This is a genomic window from Halosimplex yunnanense, from assembly GCF_054504345.1.
Window position 1 is genome coordinate 133,978 of record NZ_JBTJEL010000031.1, and the last position, 16,722, is coordinate 150,699.

A 16,722-nucleotide genomic window follows, 5' to 3' on the forward strand; every position below is an offset into this window, starting at 1 on the left:
ACAGTCAGTCAGCGATAACTTAATCGTTGCCGTCGTTCGGTTCCTCGTCTCCCCCTGTGGCGGGGTGGTCACGGCCGGTCGGGTCGCCGTGACCGCCCCCGCCCGGCGTCTCGACCGTGACGGTCGTCCCGGCGTCGACCTCCCGGGTCACCTTCGACGGGACTCGCTCGCCGTCGATGCGGTTGATCCCCGGCTGGCCCTCCTCGCCGCCGTCGATTCCGCGGGGCGCGCGCCGCCGGCGCTCGGTCAGCAGCGACACCGTCGCGTCCGTTTCCACGCGCAGCGACCGGACGAGGCCGTCACCGCCGCGGTGTCGGCCGTCCCCGCCGCTCCCCTCACGAATCGCGTAACGCTCGACACGGAGCGGATACGCCGCTTCGAGCGCCTCGACGGGCGTGTTGAGCGTGTTCGTCATCCCGACCTGCACGCCCGAGAGCCCGTCGCCGTCGGGGTTGGCGCCCGCGCCGCCGCCGACCGTCTCGTAGTAGGCGAACCCGGCGTCGCCGACGACGACGTTGTTCATCGTCCCCTGTCCGCCCGCGGGGACGCGCTCGGGCGCCGCGTCGGCCAGCGCCGCGAACACCACGTCGGTCACCCGCTGGCTCGTCTCGACGTTCCCCCCGACCACCGCCGCCGGCGGCTCGGGGTCGAGCAGCGATCCTTCGGGCGCACTGACCGTTACCGGCTCGTAACAGCCGTGATTCGGCGGTATCTCGGGATCGGTTATACACCTGATCACGAAGTATACAGCACTTTTCGCGACGGTGAGCGGCGCGTTGACGTTGCCGGCGACCTGTTCGGCCGTGCCCGCGAAGTCGACGTCGACCGTCGCACCGTCCACCGTGACGGTGACTTCGATCGGGATGTCCTCGTCGGTGACGCCGTCGCCCTCCATCGCGTCGGCCGCGTTGTAGGTGCCGTCCGGAAGGGCTTCCAGTTCCGCCGTGACGCGCTCGCGGGAGTAGTCGATCACCGCATCGAACGCGGCGAGCAGGCGGTCGCCGTGGTCGTCGATCAGGGCTGCGATTCGATCTTCGGCGCGCTCGTTCGCACCGATCTGAGCGCGCAGGTCCGCCCGCCGCTCGTCTGGATTCCGGACGTTCGCCAGCAGCAGCGACTCGACCTCCTCGTCGATTTCACCGCCGTCGACGAGTTTCGTCGGCGGAATCCGCAGGCCTTCCTGCTGAACGTCGCGAGCGCCTGCGGGCATACTCCCCGGCGCCATCCCACCCACGTCGGCGTGGTGGGCTCGGGAGACCGCGTAGCCGAGGATAGAACCGTCCTCGTCGCCGGTTTCGGCCGCCTCCGGCGCGATGGGCGAGACGAGCGTGATATCGGGCAGGTGCGTCCCGCCGGCGAACGGGTCGTTGAGGACGAACACGTCGCCCGGTCGCGGGTCGCGGTCGAGTACCGCGTCGACCGCCTCGGGCATCGCGCCGAGGTGGACCGGGATGTGTTCCGCCTGTGCGACCATCCGCCCGTCGGCGTCGAACAGCGCCGTCGAGCAGTCGCGCCGTTCGGTGATGTTCGGCGAATAGGCGCTTCGGACGAGTACCTGCCCCATCTCCTCGGCGACGCTCTCGAGCTGGTTTCTGAGTATCTCCAGTTCGACCGGGTCGAGGTCTGCGTGGTTCATTGAGTGGTCCCTCCTTCGGTGGGTACAGCGGGAATGCGGGTCCGGCGGAATCCACTGCTGACTGCGAGCGTCGAAAGCCCCCGCCCGCTCCGGTCCCGGGGCTCGCTGCGCGCCGCGCCTCGCTTCGCTCGGCTGCGGTGCTTGGTCCGGGAGCGCGACGCGCTCCCGTCGGTCGCCTCGCAGTGCTCGGCGACCCGTCGCCCGGGTTCCCGGAGCGGGCGGCCCCTTTCAGTCCCGCCCACGACGGACCGGGACAGCACAGCACCGCACCACACGCCTCCCCAGCCGATTGCGCTTCTCGGCCGTCGGCCTGCGATGCTCATCCCTCGCGCGGCTATTTCGAGCGGCCCGCGCAGTGCGCGGACACGCTCGACAGCGCGCGCCATCTGACTTGGTCCCCCTGTCCGACTCATTCCTCGCCCGCCTCCAGCACGAGCGTCCCGTCGGCGTCGGCGTGGGCCGACCACGACGGAGGGACGACCACGGTGCTCTCGCCGCCGGCGAAGATAGCCGGGCCGTCCACGTTCACGTCGACGGGGACTCTGGCGCGGTCGTACACCGGCGCGCGGTAGAACCCCGACGGGAAGAACACGTCGCGCTTCTCCAGCAACGGATCGCCTTCGGGGTCGTAGTCGATCTCCGGTGAGTCTCCTGAGACGGTCGCGGTCGCGCGGCAGGTGATCAGGTCGACCGGTTCGTCCATGCGGTAGCCCCGGGCGCGCTCGTGTTCGTCGTGGAACCGCTCGCGGACGGTCGCCGCGTCGAACGGGTCGGGGGCGTCCACCGCGAGTTCGAAGCTCTGTCCCTCGTAGCGGCACTCGACTTCGCGTTCGACCGTCGCAGCGTCCGGGTCGCTCGCGGCCGCGAGCGCCTCCGCGGTCAGGTCGTCGAACACCGACTCGACGGCCTCGGGGTCGAAGTCGTCGAGCGGGCCGCGGTACGTCCGGGTCGCGTCGTGGCGCTCGTCGGCGGCGAGCAGCCCGAGCGCCGAGAGGACGCCGTTGCCTGGCGGGACCAGCACCGTCTCGATGCCGAGTTCGTCCGCCAGCGCCGCGGCGTGCATCGGCCCGGCGCCGCCGAAGGCCGCGAGCGCGAACGAACGGGGGTCGTGGCCCCGCTCGACGGTCACGCCGCGGATGGCCCGCGCCATCGTCGCGTTCGCCACGCGGTAGACCCCCTGTGCGGCGTCGATGACGGTGTCAAGCCCCGCCTCGTCGGCGAGGTCCTCCATCACTTCCTCCGCGCGGTCGACACCGAGTTGCAGGTCCTCGCCGAGCGTCGCGTCCGCGCCGAGATACCCCAGCACGGCCGCCGCGTCGGTGACGGTCGGCTCCTCGCCGCCCTTGCCGTAGCACACGGGACCGGGATCGGCGCCCGCCGACTGCGGTCCCACACGGAGCGCACCACCTTCGTCGACCCGGGCGATAGACCCGCCGCCAGCGCCGACCGTGTGCACGTCGACCATCGGGACGCCGACGGGGTGGCCGCCGACCTCGGCGTCGGTCGTCCGCTCGACGTTCCCCTCGCGGACGAGACTCACGTCCGAGGAGGTTCCGCCCATGTCGAAGGTCACGAGGCCGTCGTGGTCGGCCCGCTCGAAGCGCGCCGCGCCGACGACGCCCGCCGCCGGCCCCGACAGGAGCGTCGTGACCGCGCGCTCGCGGACGGTCTCGGTATCGGCGATGCCGCCGTTGGACTGCATCACCCGCGGCGCGGGGACGTCCATCTCCGCCGCTCGCTCGGTCAATCTCGCGAGATAGTCGTCGACCACCGGCCGCACGTAGGCGTCGGCGACTGTCGTCGCCGTCCGCTCGTACTCCCGGAACTCCGCCAGTACCTCGTGGCTGACCGAGACCGGTACGTCGAGTTCCTCCCGGAGTATCTCGGCGACCCGCCGCTCGTTCTCGGGGTGGGCGTAGGCATGTAGCAGCGAGACGGCGACGCTCTCGCACTCGTCCGCCAGCGCGTCGGCGAGTTCGCGGACCGACTCGGGATCGACCGGGGTCTCGACCCCCTCGGTCGTCGCCCGTTCGTCGAGTTCGAAGCGTCGCTCGCGCGGGACGAGCGGGTCGGGCCGGTCGGCCGACAGGTCGTAGAGGTCGGGGCGGTCCTGCCGCCCGATTTCGAGCGCGTCACGGAACCCTTCGGTCGTCACCAGCGCCGTCCGCGCGCCCTCGCCCTCGAGGACGGCGTTGACCGCGGCGGTCGTCGCGTGGCGGAACCCACCGATCGCCGCGGGATCGACGCCCGCCGCGTCGCAGGCGGCCTCGATCCCGCGGAGTACCCCCTGGCTCTGGTCCGCGGTGGTCGGGACCTTCGCCGTCGTGAGGTCGCCGTCGGCCAGCAGCGCCACGTCGGTGAACGTCCCGCCGACGTCGACGCCGAGCCGAATCCCCTGGTCTGTCGCGTCGGTCGCGTCCATACCTGACCGTGGGCGGGCGCGCCGATAAACGTGGCCCGTCGCCGTCCCGGCGTGGACGTGCGTCCACACCGCGGGCAGGCGCACGCGGTGAACGAGAAGGCCACCCGGCGGTCGTCGACTCGTACCACTGAGACGGCGCCCGCCGTCGTCACCGACGGAGGGCCGACGGCCGCTCACTCGTCCGTCTCAGGTCGTGATCCCGTGGCGGCCGGTTCACTCGGTGGATCGACGACGGTCTCGTCAGGGACCGCCGTCCGGCGATCCGGCGTCCGGGTGACGAGGCGTTCGAGCAGCGTCTCGTCGTTCGGGTCCGGTTTGTCGATCACCTCGTACTCGACGCGGACGCCGCCGCCGTCGGCCTCCGTGAGTCGGAAGTAGTTGAGCCGGAACGACGAGTAGTACACTGGAGGGAGGACGCCGACGCTGGGGTCGACGCGATGGAGCCGTTTCAACCACGTTCCGGTGTTGACGACGAGCCTGTCGTCCACCTCGGTCGTCGAGGCTCGATGCGTGTGGCCGTAGACGTACACGGCCACTGCGGGGTCCTCCCGGAACACGTCTCTGGCCCGGTCGAGGTACTTCTCGACCGGATCTTCGCCGGACCCCTCCCGGACGAGTCCGAACCGCCGGAGGGTCTTCCGGACGTCCCTGAAGAAGACGTACAGCGGGATCGAGATCACGAGCAGCAGACTGACGATCACGAGGTTGGCCGCGAGGAGGAAGTCGGCGAGGCGACCGACCGGCCCGAACAGCCCCAGCACGTCCTCGACGACTCGCATCGGGAGCGTCCAGATGCCCGTGAAATCGAGCGCGTAGATGCCGACAGAGAGCACGCCGGCGTTGAACAGGAGGAGGAAGGGGACGACCGCGAACCGGAGCCACGTGCTCATCTCCCGGTAGAAGTAGTTCGAAAGGAGCCAGTCGGGGATTTGCGTCATCGGCGTCACCGCCTGGATGTCCCTGAGCCAGTTGTACTTGCCGCGGTCGGAGAGCCGCCCCGCTCTGCTCGTGATCTGACGGTTCACGAAGTACCCGGGCGGGTTCGCGTAGGGGTTCCCGAAGTCGGGGATCCGGTTGTTCGGGTCCTCCTGCATCCCGTGTTCGACGTGAACGACGTGATCGCTGACCTCGCGCGTGAGCGACACCGACTGCTCGAGCGTCACGTTGTACTCGGCCAGGCGCTCGACGTACTCGTCGTGGGCGGCGAGCTCGTAGTCGTGGTTCCCCGGGATGAGCGTGATCGGGACCCGCTCGCCCGTCGCCCGAAACTGCGCGAACAGCTCCGGATAATCGGCGACCAGCGCGTCGAACTTCTCCGGCCCCTCCACTTCCGTGAACTCCCACAGCCCGAACGCGTCGCCGTTGATCAGCAGCTCCGCGTCCTCGTCGCTGTGCTCGAGCCCCCGGAGGAACTCGATCAGTTCCTCGCGGAAGTCGACGTGTCGCAACTGCTCGTCGCCGCCGATGTGGAGGTCGCTGACGAGGTAATACGCGTCCGTCACTCCTCCCTCCCCCGCTCGGCCACCGAGTCGACGCCGGCCGCGAGGAAGGCGGTGGACCGGTGTCGTACCGAGGCACTCGGCCGCCTCCGGACCCCCGCGGGGCTCGGCGGCGACGGATCTCGTCCCATCTCGGTTCCGGGAGAGGGCCGGGCGCGACAAACCTGTTGTTCCCAGTTGGAACCCGATCTGTGGCCGACCGCGTGAACACCGGCCGCCGACACCCCACCGACCGGTGCAGCCGCCGACACCCTACCGACCGGCACAGTCCGCCGACCGGCCCAGCCAGCCGCCCCCCTCCCACGAAGCGCACCGCGACCTCGTCCCGTCACCGAACTCCGGCGGCCGAGAAAGCTGTCCCTTCCCAGGTAGCCGTATTCAACCCTCGGCAACACTGTTCGAACGGGCAACAATATCACCACAGCATCACGAATACGGTTATCGCGGGGGGTATCCTACGTGCTAGCGAGGAACAATGAGCACAGACACATCCTCGATGGTTACGGCGGACTCACAGCGGAACTGGCGGTACCTGATGGGCGTCGGCGTCCTGATCACCGTTCTCGGCGTGTTCGCGGTCGCGGCACCGTTCGTCACTGGCGTCACCGTCTCGATCCTGCTCGGCGCGTTGCTCGTCTTCGGCGCGCTCGGGCACGTCGTCAACGCGTTCACGGCCGGCGGGCTGGCCGGGACGGTCTGGCAGGTCGCGCTCGCGATCCTCTACGCGGTCGCGGGCATCTCGCTGCTGGCCAACCCAGTGATCGGCCTCACGACGGTGACGCTCCTGCTCATCGCGTACTTCGCGGCTGAGGGACTCATCGAGATCGCAGTGGGCGTCCAGCGGCGGGCCGAGCCACACTGGGTCTGGTACGTCGCGAGCGGCGCCGTCTCGCTGGTGCTGGCCGGGCTACTCTGGGCGGGCTTCCCGAGCACCGCGGCGTGGGCCGTCGGGCTCCTGACCGGACTCCACCTGCTGTCGACCGGCCTCCTGCTGGTGTACGTCGGCTACGTCGGCCGGCACGGCGGGGTCGCGAGCGGTGGCGAGGCGATGGGCGAGCCCAGAAGCGGGTGAGCGGGCCCCCATCGAGCGGTTTTTTCGGTCCGTCACGTCTCGATAGCGCGAGCGTACCGACAGGAACGCGTGCTTGGTCGGTCGCGTCCACCGGATGGCCGCGGCAGTGACCATCGACGAGAGGCCGACTAACTCGGTGTTACTCGACCGACCATTACGGTTCCGTTGATGTTTCTCGGCGTTGGCCTGTTTATTACTATGCGGGAACGACTCACACGGTCGATCGCATGAGCTCGCTCGTAGTACTCGCATTCGACACCAAAGACGGCGCGGAACGGATGCGCGAGAAGATGTACGACTTCCAGCGTCGGGAGCTTATCACGCTCGATGACGCCGCGGTGGTCGTTCGCAAGGACAATGGCCACGCGAAGGTCAAACAGGCCCACAGCCTCGTGGGCGCGGGCGCCCTCGGTGGCGCCTTCTGGGGCATGCTGATCGGGCTCCTCTTTCTCGCCCCGTGGCTCGGGATGGCCATCGGGGCAGCGAGCGGCGCCATCTCCGGGAAGCTCGGGGATACCGGCATCGACGACTCGTTCATCAAAGAGGTCAGCGAGACGGTCGAGCCGGGCCACTCGGCGCTGTTCCTCCTCGCTCGTGACGCCAACATGGAGCGCATCGCCGAGGAGTCCGAAGACATGAAATTCGAGATCATCGAGACGAACCTCTCGCCCGACGACGAGACGCAGCTCCGCGAGACGTTCGCCGCCGAAGAGGTCGCGGGGTAACGCCGTCCACACCCGCGGCGCGGCCGGCTGCGTCGCCGATTCTTCGGTGCGTATCACACCGGAACTGCCGGCACCCGTCGCTCGGTTCGGCCGCCCGACGGCACCGGTTCGGCCCGACGAACCCACACCACCGATGCGACTCGTTCAGGTCCTGATCCCGGAGGGGAATCGAACGCCCGTCCTCGACGCGCTCGACGAGCAGGGTATCGACTACGCCGTCTTCGACGAGGTCGGCCGCGGCGACTTCGAGGCGATGGTGCAGTTTCCGGTGCCGCCCAGCGGCGTCGAGCCGGTGCTGGAGGAACTCGTGGCGGCCGGGATCCGCGAGGACTCCTATACGATCGTCGTGCCGACCGAGACGGTCGTCTCACAGCGCCTCTCGGCGCTCGTCGAGCGGTTCCCCGGTCTCCGGATCTCCCGCGAGGAGCTGTCCGCCCGGGCACAGGACCTCGCGCCCGCGAACTCCACCTTCTTCGCCTTCCTCCTGTTGAGCACCGTCATCGCGACGACGGGGCTGTTGCTCGACTCGGCGGCGACCATCATCGGCGCGATGGTCGTCGCCCCGCTGATGGGACCCGCCATCTCGGCGTCCGTGGGGACGATCCTCGACGAGCCCGAGATGGCCCGCCGGGGCGTCGCGCTCCAGGCCGTCGGACTCGTCGCGGCCGTCCTGACGGCGGCACTCATGGGGTGGCTCCTCCAGCGGACGATCCTCATCCCACCCGGACTCGACATCACGACCATCCCGCAGGTCGCCGAGCGGACGAGCCCGAACTTCCTGTCGCTGTTCCTCGCCCTCGGTTCGGGGATCGCCGGGTCGCTCAGCATCATGCGCGGATCGGGCTCGACGCTCGTGGGCGTCGCGATCGCCGTCGCGCTCGTCCCGCCCGCGGCGACCGCCGGGCTCGGCCTCGCGTTCGGGCTCCCCGCCGTCGCGGTCGCGGCGACCGTCCTCGTCGTCGTGAACCTGCTCGCGATCAACGTCTCGGCGCTGGTGCTGTTCTACCTCGCGGGGTTCAAACCGCTCGACGCCGAGCAGTTCGAAGGGGTCCGCGCGTCCGTGTTCTCCCGCATCGCGGTCATCGCCGTCGCCATCGCAGTCCTCTCGCTGGGCCTCGGCGCCGTCACCTGGACGACCTACCAGACCCAGTCGTTCGAACAGCGGGTGACGACCGACCTCGAACACCGGTTCGACGAGGCCGACGTCGAGGGCGTCGAACTCCTCTCGGTCGGCGTCGACTACGAGCCCGTCGACCTGCTCCTCGGGACGCAACCGCAGGTGAACGTGCTGGTGGGACTCCCGCGCGACGCGACGGTACCGCCCGACCTCGCCCAGCGGTTGGACGACCAGCTGACCGCGGAGTTCGACCGCGAGCTGGTGGTCCGCGTCGGCTTCGTCGAGGAGCAGCTATCCGAGGGCTCGTCGCCCGAGCGCGGACCGTCGACCGGAGACGGGTCGGTGTTCGGGTCCGCGCATCGAGCGCCGGACGCCGGGTGATCGTCGACCGGACGCCGAGGTGATATGCATGGTATCGGCTCCGCCTCCGCCACGACACAGCTACGCTCGGTCGTCGACTGCGGCGACGACGGCGAGGACGAACGCGTCGGCTTCGCCGGGACCGAGGACGCCACGGTCGGCGATCGTTACGGGGTAGCGACTCTGTTCTGCGGCCGGGTTCCGGACCGCTGTCGGAGTTACCGACTGATATGCTTCCCTTGTTCCGCGGACGGTCTCGCGCCGACATCCGGCGAGGCCGAGCGGACCGAGAGCGACCTCGTATGGCACGGGATAACAAAGCCGGCCGCGTCCGAAGCAACCGGGCAGTGACGACGAAATGACCGACCGGACGGTGACCGCGAGATGACCGACGAGGACACCGGTTCGCGACCTTTCCTCCTGGCGCTCGCCCTCGTCGTTGGCGCGCTGTCGGTCCTGATGGTGGCCCCGTTCTTTCAGGCGGTCGTGCTGGGCGGCCTGCTGGCCTACCTCGTCGCCCCCGTCAACGCGCGGATCGCGCGCCGACTGAACGCGACCGTCGCCGCGCTCGTCACGACGGTCGCGACCACAGCGGTCGTCGTGGTGCCGCTGGCGCTGTTGATCGCTGTCGCCGTCGAGCAGGCGATCACGGTGGCCCGCAACGTCGAGTTGCCGGACGCCGAGCGCCTCGCCGTCGTCCTCCGGCAGTGGTCCGTGACGGGCACCCTTCCCTCGATGACGGACGGTTCGTTCGGCGACGTCGTCAGGGTCGTGGTCGGCGGCCTCACCGGGCAGATCGCCGCGTTCCTCGGGCTGCTCCCGACGGCCGCCATCGGCATGGTGGTCTTCCTGTTCACGTTCTTCTACCTCCTGCGCGACGGCGACGCGCTGCTTTCGTGGCTCCGGGCGACGAGTCCGCTCAGCGAGGCCGACACCGAGGCGCTCGTCCGGCGCACGGACGACCTGCTGTGGGCGGCCGTCGTCGGCAACGTCGTCGTCGCCGCCCTGCAGGCGGTCCTGACGGTCCTCGCTCTGGTGGTCGTCGGCTTCGACAACATCGTCTTCTGGGGAGTGCTCACGTTCGTGCTGTCGCTGCTGCCGCTCATCGGCGCGTCGTTCGTCTGGATCCCTGCGGCAGTGTACCTCGCTATCACGGGGCAGACGGTCGCGGCCGCGGGGCTGGCAGTCTACGGCGCCGTCGTGGTGAGCGGGTCGGACAACGTGGTCAGGCCGCTGGCGATGCGGCGGGGAGCGCGACTCAACCCGGCGCTGCTCGTCCTCGGCATCTTCGGCGGGATCGCAGTGTTCGGCTTTCTCGGCCTGTTCGTCGGCCCCGTCGTCCTGGGGCTGACGAAGACGGTCGTCGAACTGCTGGCCGCGGATCGGACCGACGCGGCCGGCACCTGACAGCCGCGGCTCGCGAGCGGCCCGCCGGTGCGCCACTCGTTCTCACCAGCGGTGAATCCCGGGGACCGCCGGCGGTCTCGAACGGTGCCACCGTTCGATAGCTGCCGGTCGTCAGTGCCAAAATACTTGAGCCGATGGTCGCTCTGTAGAGATACACGTGTTTTCTCTCCAATTGGGTGGACAGCGGCGGGCTCTCGCGAATGCACCGCTCGGAGACGGGCCGGGTGAACCGTGAACCCGAGTCGCGTCGACTCCATCGTCGACCTGGTGTACGGGCTGCTGATCGCGCTCTCGGTGGGGCTGATCATGGTGGTCAACAACGCCGTCGGGCTGGCCTTCGGCTTCGGCGTCCTGATATCCTACCTGATCCACGTCGTCTGGAAGATGGCCCGGTTCGACCCCGACTGGATGACCACCGCGGTCAAGGAGACGGTCGAGGAGACCGTCGACGAAACCGTCGAACAGAAGGTCGGCGAGACGGTCGAAGAGACAGTCGAGGAGACCGTCGGCGAAACCGTCGAGGAGACCGTCGGCGAAACCGTCGACGAGACTGTCGAACAGAAGGTCGGCGAGACCGTCGGGGAAACGGTCCAAGAGACGGTGGGCGAAACCGTCGACGAGACCGTCGAACAGAAAGTCGGCGAGACGGTCGAGGAGACCGTCCAAGAGACCGTCGAGGAGTCCGTCGGTGAAGCGGTCGAGGAAACCGTCGAGGAGAAAGTCGGGGAGACGGTCGAGGAGACCGTCGAAGAGACCGTCGGCGAAACCGTCGAGGAGAAAGTCACCGACACGGTCGAAGAGACTGTCGAGGAGACCGTCGGCGAAACCGTCGAAGAGACAGTCGAAGAGACTGTCGAGGAAACCTTAGAAGAACAGTTAGCGACCGCGAAGGACAACCCCGAGGACGCCGAGACGGACGGAGACGACTGATGGTCGAGTTCCTGCTCGTCGTCGGCGTCCTCGTCGCGATGTTCGTCGCCTACAACATCGGCGGATCGACGACCGGACCGGCGTTCGGCCCGGCCGTCGGCGCCGACGCCATCTCGAAGACCGCCGCGGCGGCCCTGATGGGCGTGTTCTTCTTCCTCGGGGCGTGGACCATCGGGCGTAACGTCGTGACGAAGCTCGGGTCGGAACTGGTGGTCGACAGCGGCGTGTTCACGCTCGAATCGTCCATCGTCGTCCTCTTTTTCATCGGCGTCGCGCTGCTGCTGGGCAACGTCTTCGGCGTGCCGGCCTCGACCTCGATGACGGCCGTCGGCGCCATCGCCGGACTGGCTCTCGCCGGCGGGGTACTGGACCTGGCCGTCATGGGCGAGATCGTCACCTGGTGGGTCGTCTCGCCGATCATCGGCTTCTGGGTGTCGCTTATCATCGGCCGGTACTTCTACGCGCGTCTCAACCGCGTGGTCGCGATGGAGCGCAGCGATGGCCCGCTATTGGACGTGGACCGCTCGGGCGCGATCCCGATCCCGAGCGTCCATCGGACGACCAACCGCCGTGAACTGGCCGGGACGGTCACGGTCGTCGCGATCGGCTGCCTGATGGCCTTCAGCTCCGGCACGTCGAACATCGCCAACGCCGTCGCGCCGCTGGTCGGCAGCGGCGAACTGAAGATGGATCCGGCGATCGTTCTGGGCGGCATCGCCGTCACCATCGGCGCGTTCACGATCGCCCGGCGGACGCTGGAGACGATGGGCAGCGACATCACGGAACTGCCGCTGACGGCCGCTATCGTCGTCGCCGCGGTCAGTTCCACGCTCGTCGTCTTCCTCTCGGCGCTGGGCATCCCCGCGAGTTTCGTCATCATCGCGACGGTGAGCATCGTCGGGCTCGGCTGGGGCCGAGCGACCAGACCGGTGACCGTCCCCGAGGCGGTCTCCGAGGACGCCCCGCCGGTCAGTGTCGGTGCGCTGGCGACGGACGAAGCGGGCGAGGAGTTACCTCCCATCGGGGAGGAAGACCCTGAAGACATTCCCAGCGCGGGCGACCTGTTCAACCCCACGACGACCGCTCGCGTCGTCCTGATGCAGAACGTCGTCCCGGCCATCGCGACAGTCGGCGCCTACCTCACCTTCCGGTTCGTCCCGATTCCCGGCGTCTGAGCGGTGTTCCTTCCGGGAGGGGCTTCGAGTACAGGGTAGACCGGCTGGCGGGTCGGCCCCGTTTCGAAGGGGACGAACCAGATCCGCCGCGGTCAGCCCTCGAGTCCGTGCCGTTCGAGCAGTCGCGGGACGCTCTCGGGGGCTATCTCGAAGTCGTACCGGTCGTGAAGCGCCGCCAGTTCTCGCGCGGCTTCTTCGTCGGGCTCGCCGTCATCGGGCAGTATCTCGGCCGCCTCGCCGAAGTACCACGCGAACTCGCCCGGCGTGATTATCTCCAGGAAGCGAAGCGGCTCCGGTCCGGGGTTCCAGAAGGTGTGCCAGACGCCGCGGCCCTTGGTCGCGAACGACCCGGCCTCGACGGTCGAGACCGTCTCTCCCTCCTGGACGCCCATCTCCCCTTCGAGGATGTACGATATCTCGTCCTCACCGCTGTGGCGATGGAGCGGCGCAGCGAGTCGTCCCGGCGGGTGCGTGTGCTCGACGACCGCCACCTCGTTCTCGCCCTCGTCGGGCGCGACCCGGAGTTTCGCACCGAGGTTTCCCCCCACACCGACCTGTACGTCGTACTTCTCGCGATCGGACGGACCCGTCATCTCGGCGAACTCACCTGTCAGTCGTTCGAACTTCGGGGTGATAAACGTCGGGCGTACCGTGCCACAGTGTCACGGGAAACGGTTCGACCGAACGGTCCCGACACTCGCCTCACCGGTTCAGCGCGACGACGAGCAGCGTCGCGGCGAGCAGGAGGACGAACAGCGTCGTGACCGGCTGGCGGGTCGGTCCCACCTCGAAGAGGACGAGGCCGATCCCCGCCGCGGTCAGCCCGACGAGCGCGCCGACGAGCGCGTGGAACGTCTCCGCGCGGGAGGTGTCGGCCTCGGCGCCGAGTTGCCGGCCGAGCGAGACGGCGTTGCCGCCCGCGTCCCAGGCGACGACGGTCGCCGCCGTCGCAACGAGGACGGCCGGCGCCGCTCCACCGCTCAGCGCGCCGAGGACGACGCCGAGGAACGCGATCAACCCGCCCGCGTCGACTGCGCGGTGGCTCGCCTGCTGCACGCCCGCGAGCAAGACGAGCGTGCCGAGCGCGGTGACCACCGCACCGGTCACGCTGCCCGGAAGCCCCGCCGCCGTCGCCGTCGAGCCCGCCGCGCCGGAGACGACGAGCGAGTGCCGACCCGGTCGGCGCGTGATCTCGGTGCCGCTCACGGCGACCACCGCTCGATATGCGGGTGCCACCGGCCGCGAGTCACACCGACCACCGCCTGCGTGCCCGTTCGAGCGCTTCCGCCAGTCGCTCGTCGGCGTCCCAGTCGACGACGCGGACGCCGCTCCCGCGCAGGTCGTTCAGCCGATTCGACCGCTCGACGGCCGCGAGGGTCCGCCCCGGCGTGTCCCGCAGCGTCGGGTCCGGAGAGACGACCGTCACCGGATGACCGCGCACCTGCAGCGAGCGGGCGATGCGAGCGCTCGTATTGTCAGGCATCGGCGAGACGAACACCACCTGTGCGTCGTCGTCGAGGCGCTGCTGGAGGCGCCGGAGTTGCCACCGGACGTACACTCGCCCCTCGGGCGGCGTCGGCGACAGCGCCGGATGCGTCGAAAGCAGCTCGCGGGCGCGGGCCTGGTGGGTCGACCCCGCGCCCGGCGCCAGCCAGACGGTGTCGGTCGCGAACGCCGCCAGCCCGACGCGGTCGCCCGTGTCCAGCAGCGAGTTGAAGATCCGACGCGTCGCGTCGATGCCGCGGTCGACGGCGTGCAGGCCGTCGTCGCCGGCCTGCAGGTACGCCGGCCGCCGCAGGTCGAGGACGACCACGACCGTCGCCATGCGCTCCTCGCGGAACTCCATCGTCGCCAGCCGCCCGTCGCGGGCGTAGGTGTTCCAGTCGATGCGGCTCAGCGAGTCGCCGTGCTGGTACTCCCGCAGCGAGGCGAACTCGACGCCCTCGCCGGAGGCGTCCGTCGAGACGCGCCCGGTGTACGGCGACGTGAGTCCCCGGAGCGGAACCGTCGCCGTCGCGTCGTCGGGCGCCAAGCAGGTGATCGACGCCGGCTCGGTCCCGAGGTCGAGTTCGCGCTCGCGACTGCCGCTCGCGTTGCGCGCGATGGCGGTCAGGCCGTCGAAGCGGTAGGCGCCCCGCCGCGCGAGCACCGTGTACGAGAAGGTCATCCGCGCGCCCGGCCGAAGCGTGGTCGCCGCCCGCGCCGGCCCGTCGGTGACCGCGAGCGCCTCCGGAACCTGCTCGACGACCCGCAGGTCCGGCAGGACGGCATCGCCGACGTTCTCGACCACGACCGTCACGTCAACGCTGTCGCCCGGTTCCGGCCGCTCGGTCGACAGTCGCCGTTCGACGGCCAGCTGCGGCTCCGGCGCGTCGGTCGCGTTCGCGTACGCGAGATAGCCGACGCCCACGACCGCCGCGAGCAGGAGCGGCCGCGAACTGAACGCTACGCCGAGCCCCGCCGAGAGAAACGACAGCGTCGCGAACCCGACCCAGTGATTCGTCGAGCGCAGCGTCGACGACCGGACCGTCGTCCCCGTGGGTCCGTTGGTGGCCGTCTCCGATCGGTCGTCTGCCGGAGTCGTTCTTTCGTTGGTCGGAGTCGACCGGCCCTCGACAGGGTCGACTGCCGCCGACCGCGTCGCTTCGGTCGTCGCCGCTCCGGCGCGTCCCGACTCGACGCCGTCGCCACCGGTCGCGTCCTCCGCGGCGGGCGACGACTCGACGGCCGCCCCGCCGTCGGGTCGCTCCGACCCCCCGTCAGTCATCCTCGGCCTCCAGCAGCCGTTCGATTTCACCGATAGCGCGGATCGCGCGGCGCTTGAACGGCGACTCCCGGTCGAGCAGTTCGCGAAGTCGGTTGGTCGTGCTCGTCTCGGGCGGGCGACCGGTGAAAAACGCCGCGGCGAACGGGTCGTCTGTCCACGTCCCTTCGCGGAGCGCCTGCTCGGCCTCCTCGGCGGAACAGCGCTCGCGGCGCTGGATAGTCGCCACCGCAACCTCGCCGACTTCCTCGCGCAACCGGTGGCGCTGGCCCTCGTTGAACCGCGTCAGCGCCAGCCGGTCCAGCCGCCGGTCGAGCCCGTCGCCCGGCGTGGGCAGGTCGACCGCGAGCTCCGCGTCCGGCGTCTCCGCGTACTCGGGTTCGGTGGTCCGCCGCCGCTGGATCTGGCCGAGCGCGCCCAGCACGAGCACCGCGCCGACCGCCACGACGATCCCCTCGGAGGCCGGCAGCGGCGTCGTGACGCTCGGCACGGCGATGGCCACTAATCCGACGACAGCGAGGAGCGCGCCCAGCGCCGCGGTGATACGTCCGCTCACGATCCGATCCCACCCGCATCGGTGTCGGTTCGCTCGTCGGCGTCGTCCCCGCCAGCGCCCGCACTCTCGGCAGCATACGTCTCCTCGATCCGCCGGAGCGTCTCGACGGCGGTCTCCTCGCGCTCGGCCGTCGGCGCCTCGCCGCCGTAGCGGACCTCCTCGAACAGTTCCGTCAGCCGCGCCACGTCGTCGGGGTCCATCCCCGCGACCGTCGCCGCGGTCGCGAACTCCGCCGGCGTGCTCGACTCGGGGTGGTCGACCGCGAGGTGGTCGGTCATCGCCGCCCACGCCCGGTAGACCTCGTTCTCGAACTCGTCGGTCGCCTCGATCCGGTCGGCCGCCCGGCCCGCCGCCGCGCCGATGGCGCCGACGTCCGTCGCGGGTTCGGGTTCAGGGTCCTCCTCGTCCGCCTCGACCGTCTCACGCTCGGTCTGGTCGTGATTGCCGGTCAGCACGAGCGCCGCGACGGCGACGAGCGTCCCGACGACCAGCAGAAAGAGGAGCTTCGTCGACAGGCTCGGCGGCGCGACAGTGCTCGCCCCGCCCATCAGCCCGCCGCCCTCCGAGGCCGGCCGCCCCTGATCGGAGAGCCCGAGGAAGCCGCGATTCTGGGCCCCACACGAGGTGAACAGCAGATAGACAAAGAAACCGGGATAGCCGAGGACGAACACGGCGGCCAGTCCCGTCGCCGCGTCGTCGAGCCAGCGGCCGACGGCGAAGACGCCGACGAGCCCGAGCACGAGCAGCAGCTGGACCAGCGGCTGCTGGAGCCACGCCTGACAGAGCTGGAAGGGCGTCCCCGGGTCGGTGTCGAGATCCAGCGGCGAGTTCCGTCCGTCCTCGCTGTCGCCGGACGGCTCGTCGGTCGGCGTCCGCTCGCCGCCCAGGTCCTCGTCCACCCCGGTGTACCCCATCCCGACCTCCGGGTTCGGGTTCGTCGTCGAGTCCAGCGTCGCCGCCGCGAAGGCGATCACCGCGACGCAGAGGAGGGCGAGCGCGACCGTCCGCGGACTCACACGTGACGAATCCACACCTGTGGTACGGGAGTGCGAGCCTTAT

At 69.9% G+C, this 16,722-nt stretch carries 15 protein-coding genes; 7 read left to right on the top strand and 8 right to left on the bottom strand.

Annotated elements, in window-relative coordinates:
- Positions 1-19: 19 nt before the first annotated feature.
- From AB2U09_RS06435 to AB2U09_RS06445, 3 genes are all read right to left on the bottom strand, one after another.
- Positions 20-1,636: a hydantoinase B/oxoprolinase family protein gene (locus AB2U09_RS06435; protein WP_459191876.1), complete on the bottom strand. Its 1,617-nt coding sequence runs from the start codon at positions 1,634-1,636 to the stop codon at positions 20-22.
- A 409-nt stretch (positions 1,637-2,045) separates the two neighbouring features.
- Complete coding sequence (locus AB2U09_RS06440; protein WP_459191877.1) at positions 2,046-4,058, bottom strand: hydantoinase/oxoprolinase family protein; 2,013 nt, start codon at positions 4,056-4,058, stop codon at positions 2,046-2,048.
- A 173-nt stretch (positions 4,059-4,231) separates the two neighbouring features.
- Positions 4,232-5,560, bottom strand: a complete 1,329-nt coding sequence (locus tag AB2U09_RS06445) for a metallophosphoesterase (RefSeq protein ID WP_459191878.1) — start codon at positions 5,558-5,560, stop codon at positions 4,232-4,234.
- Positions 5,561-6,032: 472 nt separating this feature from the next.
- On the opposite strand from AB2U09_RS06445, the gene AB2U09_RS06450 reads away from it, so the two are divergent.
- From AB2U09_RS06450 to AB2U09_RS06480, 7 genes are all read left to right on the top strand, one after another.
- Positions 6,033-6,629 carry an HdeD family acid-resistance protein gene (locus tag AB2U09_RS06450; protein WP_459191879.1) on the top strand — a complete coding sequence of 199 codons (597 nt, stop codon included), beginning with the start codon at positions 6,033-6,035 and terminating at the stop codon, positions 6,627-6,629.
- Positions 6,630-6,856: 227 nt separating this feature from the next.
- The gene (locus tag AB2U09_RS06455) at positions 6,857-7,354 is read left to right on the top strand and encodes a DUF1269 domain-containing protein (RefSeq protein WP_459191880.1); all 498 of its coding nucleotides are present in this window, start codon (positions 6,857-6,859) and stop codon (positions 7,352-7,354) included.
- A 133-nt stretch (positions 7,355-7,487) separates the two neighbouring features.
- Positions 7,488-8,852, top strand: a complete 1,365-nt coding sequence (locus AB2U09_RS06460) for a TIGR00341 family protein (RefSeq protein ID WP_459191881.1) — start codon at positions 7,488-7,490, stop codon at positions 8,850-8,852.
- A gap of 24 nt (positions 8,853-8,876) precedes the next feature.
- Positions 8,877-9,182 carry a hypothetical protein gene (locus AB2U09_RS06465; protein ID WP_459191882.1) on the top strand — a complete coding sequence of 102 codons (306 nt, stop codon included), beginning with the start codon at positions 8,877-8,879 and terminating at the stop codon, positions 9,180-9,182.
- 33 nt (positions 9,183-9,215) lie between these two features.
- Positions 9,216-10,238, top strand: a complete 1,023-nt coding sequence (locus tag AB2U09_RS06470) for an AI-2E family transporter (protein WP_459191883.1) — start codon at positions 9,216-9,218, stop codon at positions 10,236-10,238.
- Positions 10,239-10,469: 231 nt separating this feature from the next.
- A complete protein-coding gene (locus AB2U09_RS06475) occupies positions 10,470-11,168 on the top strand; it encodes a hypothetical protein (protein WP_459191884.1) in 699 nt (232 codons plus the stop codon).
- A complete protein-coding gene (locus AB2U09_RS06480) occupies positions 11,168-12,343 on the top strand; it encodes an inorganic phosphate transporter (RefSeq protein ID WP_459191885.1) in 1,176 nt (391 codons plus the stop codon). The genes AB2U09_RS06475 and AB2U09_RS06480 overlap by 1 nt, the downstream gene beginning before the upstream one ends.
- A 92-nt stretch (positions 12,344-12,435) precedes the next feature.
- Here AB2U09_RS06480 and AB2U09_RS06485 read toward each other — a convergent pair whose 3' ends face one another.
- From AB2U09_RS06485 to AB2U09_RS06505, 5 genes are all read right to left on the bottom strand, one after another.
- Positions 12,436-12,936 carry a cupin domain-containing protein gene (locus tag AB2U09_RS06485; RefSeq protein WP_459191886.1) on the bottom strand — a complete coding sequence of 167 codons (501 nt, stop codon included), beginning with the start codon at positions 12,934-12,936 and terminating at the stop codon, positions 12,436-12,438.
- 109 nt (positions 12,937-13,045) lie between these two features.
- The gene (locus tag AB2U09_RS06490) at positions 13,046-13,549 is read right to left on the bottom strand and encodes a DUF7519 family protein (protein ID WP_459191887.1); all 504 of its coding nucleotides are present in this window, start codon (positions 13,547-13,549) and stop codon (positions 13,046-13,048) included.
- Positions 13,550-13,589: 40 nt separating this feature from the next.
- The gene (locus tag AB2U09_RS06495) at positions 13,590-15,110 is read right to left on the bottom strand and encodes a DUF58 domain-containing protein (protein ID WP_459191888.1); all 1,521 of its coding nucleotides are present in this window, start codon (positions 15,108-15,110) and stop codon (positions 13,590-13,592) included.
- Positions 15,103-15,663 carry a DUF7269 family protein gene (locus AB2U09_RS06500; protein WP_459191889.1) on the bottom strand — a complete coding sequence of 187 codons (561 nt, stop codon included), beginning with the start codon at positions 15,661-15,663 and terminating at the stop codon, positions 15,103-15,105. The genes AB2U09_RS06495 and AB2U09_RS06500 overlap by 8 nt, the downstream gene beginning before the upstream one ends.
- Positions 15,660-16,679, bottom strand: coding sequence for a DUF4129 domain-containing protein (locus tag AB2U09_RS06505; protein WP_459191890.1), 1,020 nt, complete (start codon positions 16,677-16,679; stop codon positions 15,660-15,662). Before AB2U09_RS06505 ends, AB2U09_RS06500 begins: the two co-directional genes overlap by 4 nt.
- Positions 16,680-16,722 lie beyond the last annotated feature (43 nt).

What these genes read in the sequence shown, in the direction of transcription:
- AB2U09_RS06435 (WP_459191876.1), bottom strand. Translation starts at nt 1,636, where the DNA reads ATGAACCACGCAGACCTCGACCCGGTCGAACTGGAGATACTCAGAAAC.
- AB2U09_RS06465 (WP_459191882.1), top strand. Translation starts at nt 8,877, where the DNA reads ATGCATGGTATCGGCTCCGCCTCCGCCACGACACAGCTACGCTCGGTC.
- AB2U09_RS06455 (WP_459191880.1), top strand. Translation starts at nt 6,857, where the DNA reads ATGAGCTCGCTCGTAGTACTCGCATTCGACACCAAAGACGGCGCGGAA.
- AB2U09_RS06480 (WP_459191885.1), top strand. Translation starts at nt 11,168, where the DNA reads ATGGTCGAGTTCCTGCTCGTCGTCGGCGTCCTCGTCGCGATGTTCGTC.
- AB2U09_RS06460 (WP_459191881.1), top strand. Translation starts at nt 7,488, where the DNA reads ATGCGACTCGTTCAGGTCCTGATCCCGGAGGGGAATCGAACGCCCGTC.
- AB2U09_RS06470 (WP_459191883.1), top strand. Translation starts at nt 9,216, where the DNA reads ATGACCGACGAGGACACCGGTTCGCGACCTTTCCTCCTGGCGCTCGCC.
- AB2U09_RS06485 (WP_459191886.1), bottom strand. Translation starts at nt 12,936, where the DNA reads ATGACGGGTCCGTCCGATCGCGAGAAGTACGACGTACAGGTCGGTGTG.
- AB2U09_RS06440 (WP_459191877.1), bottom strand. Translation starts at nt 4,058, where the DNA reads ATGGACGCGACCGACGCGACAGACCAGGGGATTCGGCTCGGCGTCGAC.
- AB2U09_RS06450 (WP_459191879.1), top strand. Translation starts at nt 6,033, where the DNA reads ATGAGCACAGACACATCCTCGATGGTTACGGCGGACTCACAGCGGAAC.
- AB2U09_RS06495 (WP_459191888.1), bottom strand. Translation starts at nt 15,110, where the DNA reads ATGACTGACGGGGGGTCGGAGCGACCCGACGGCGGGGCGGCCGTCGAG.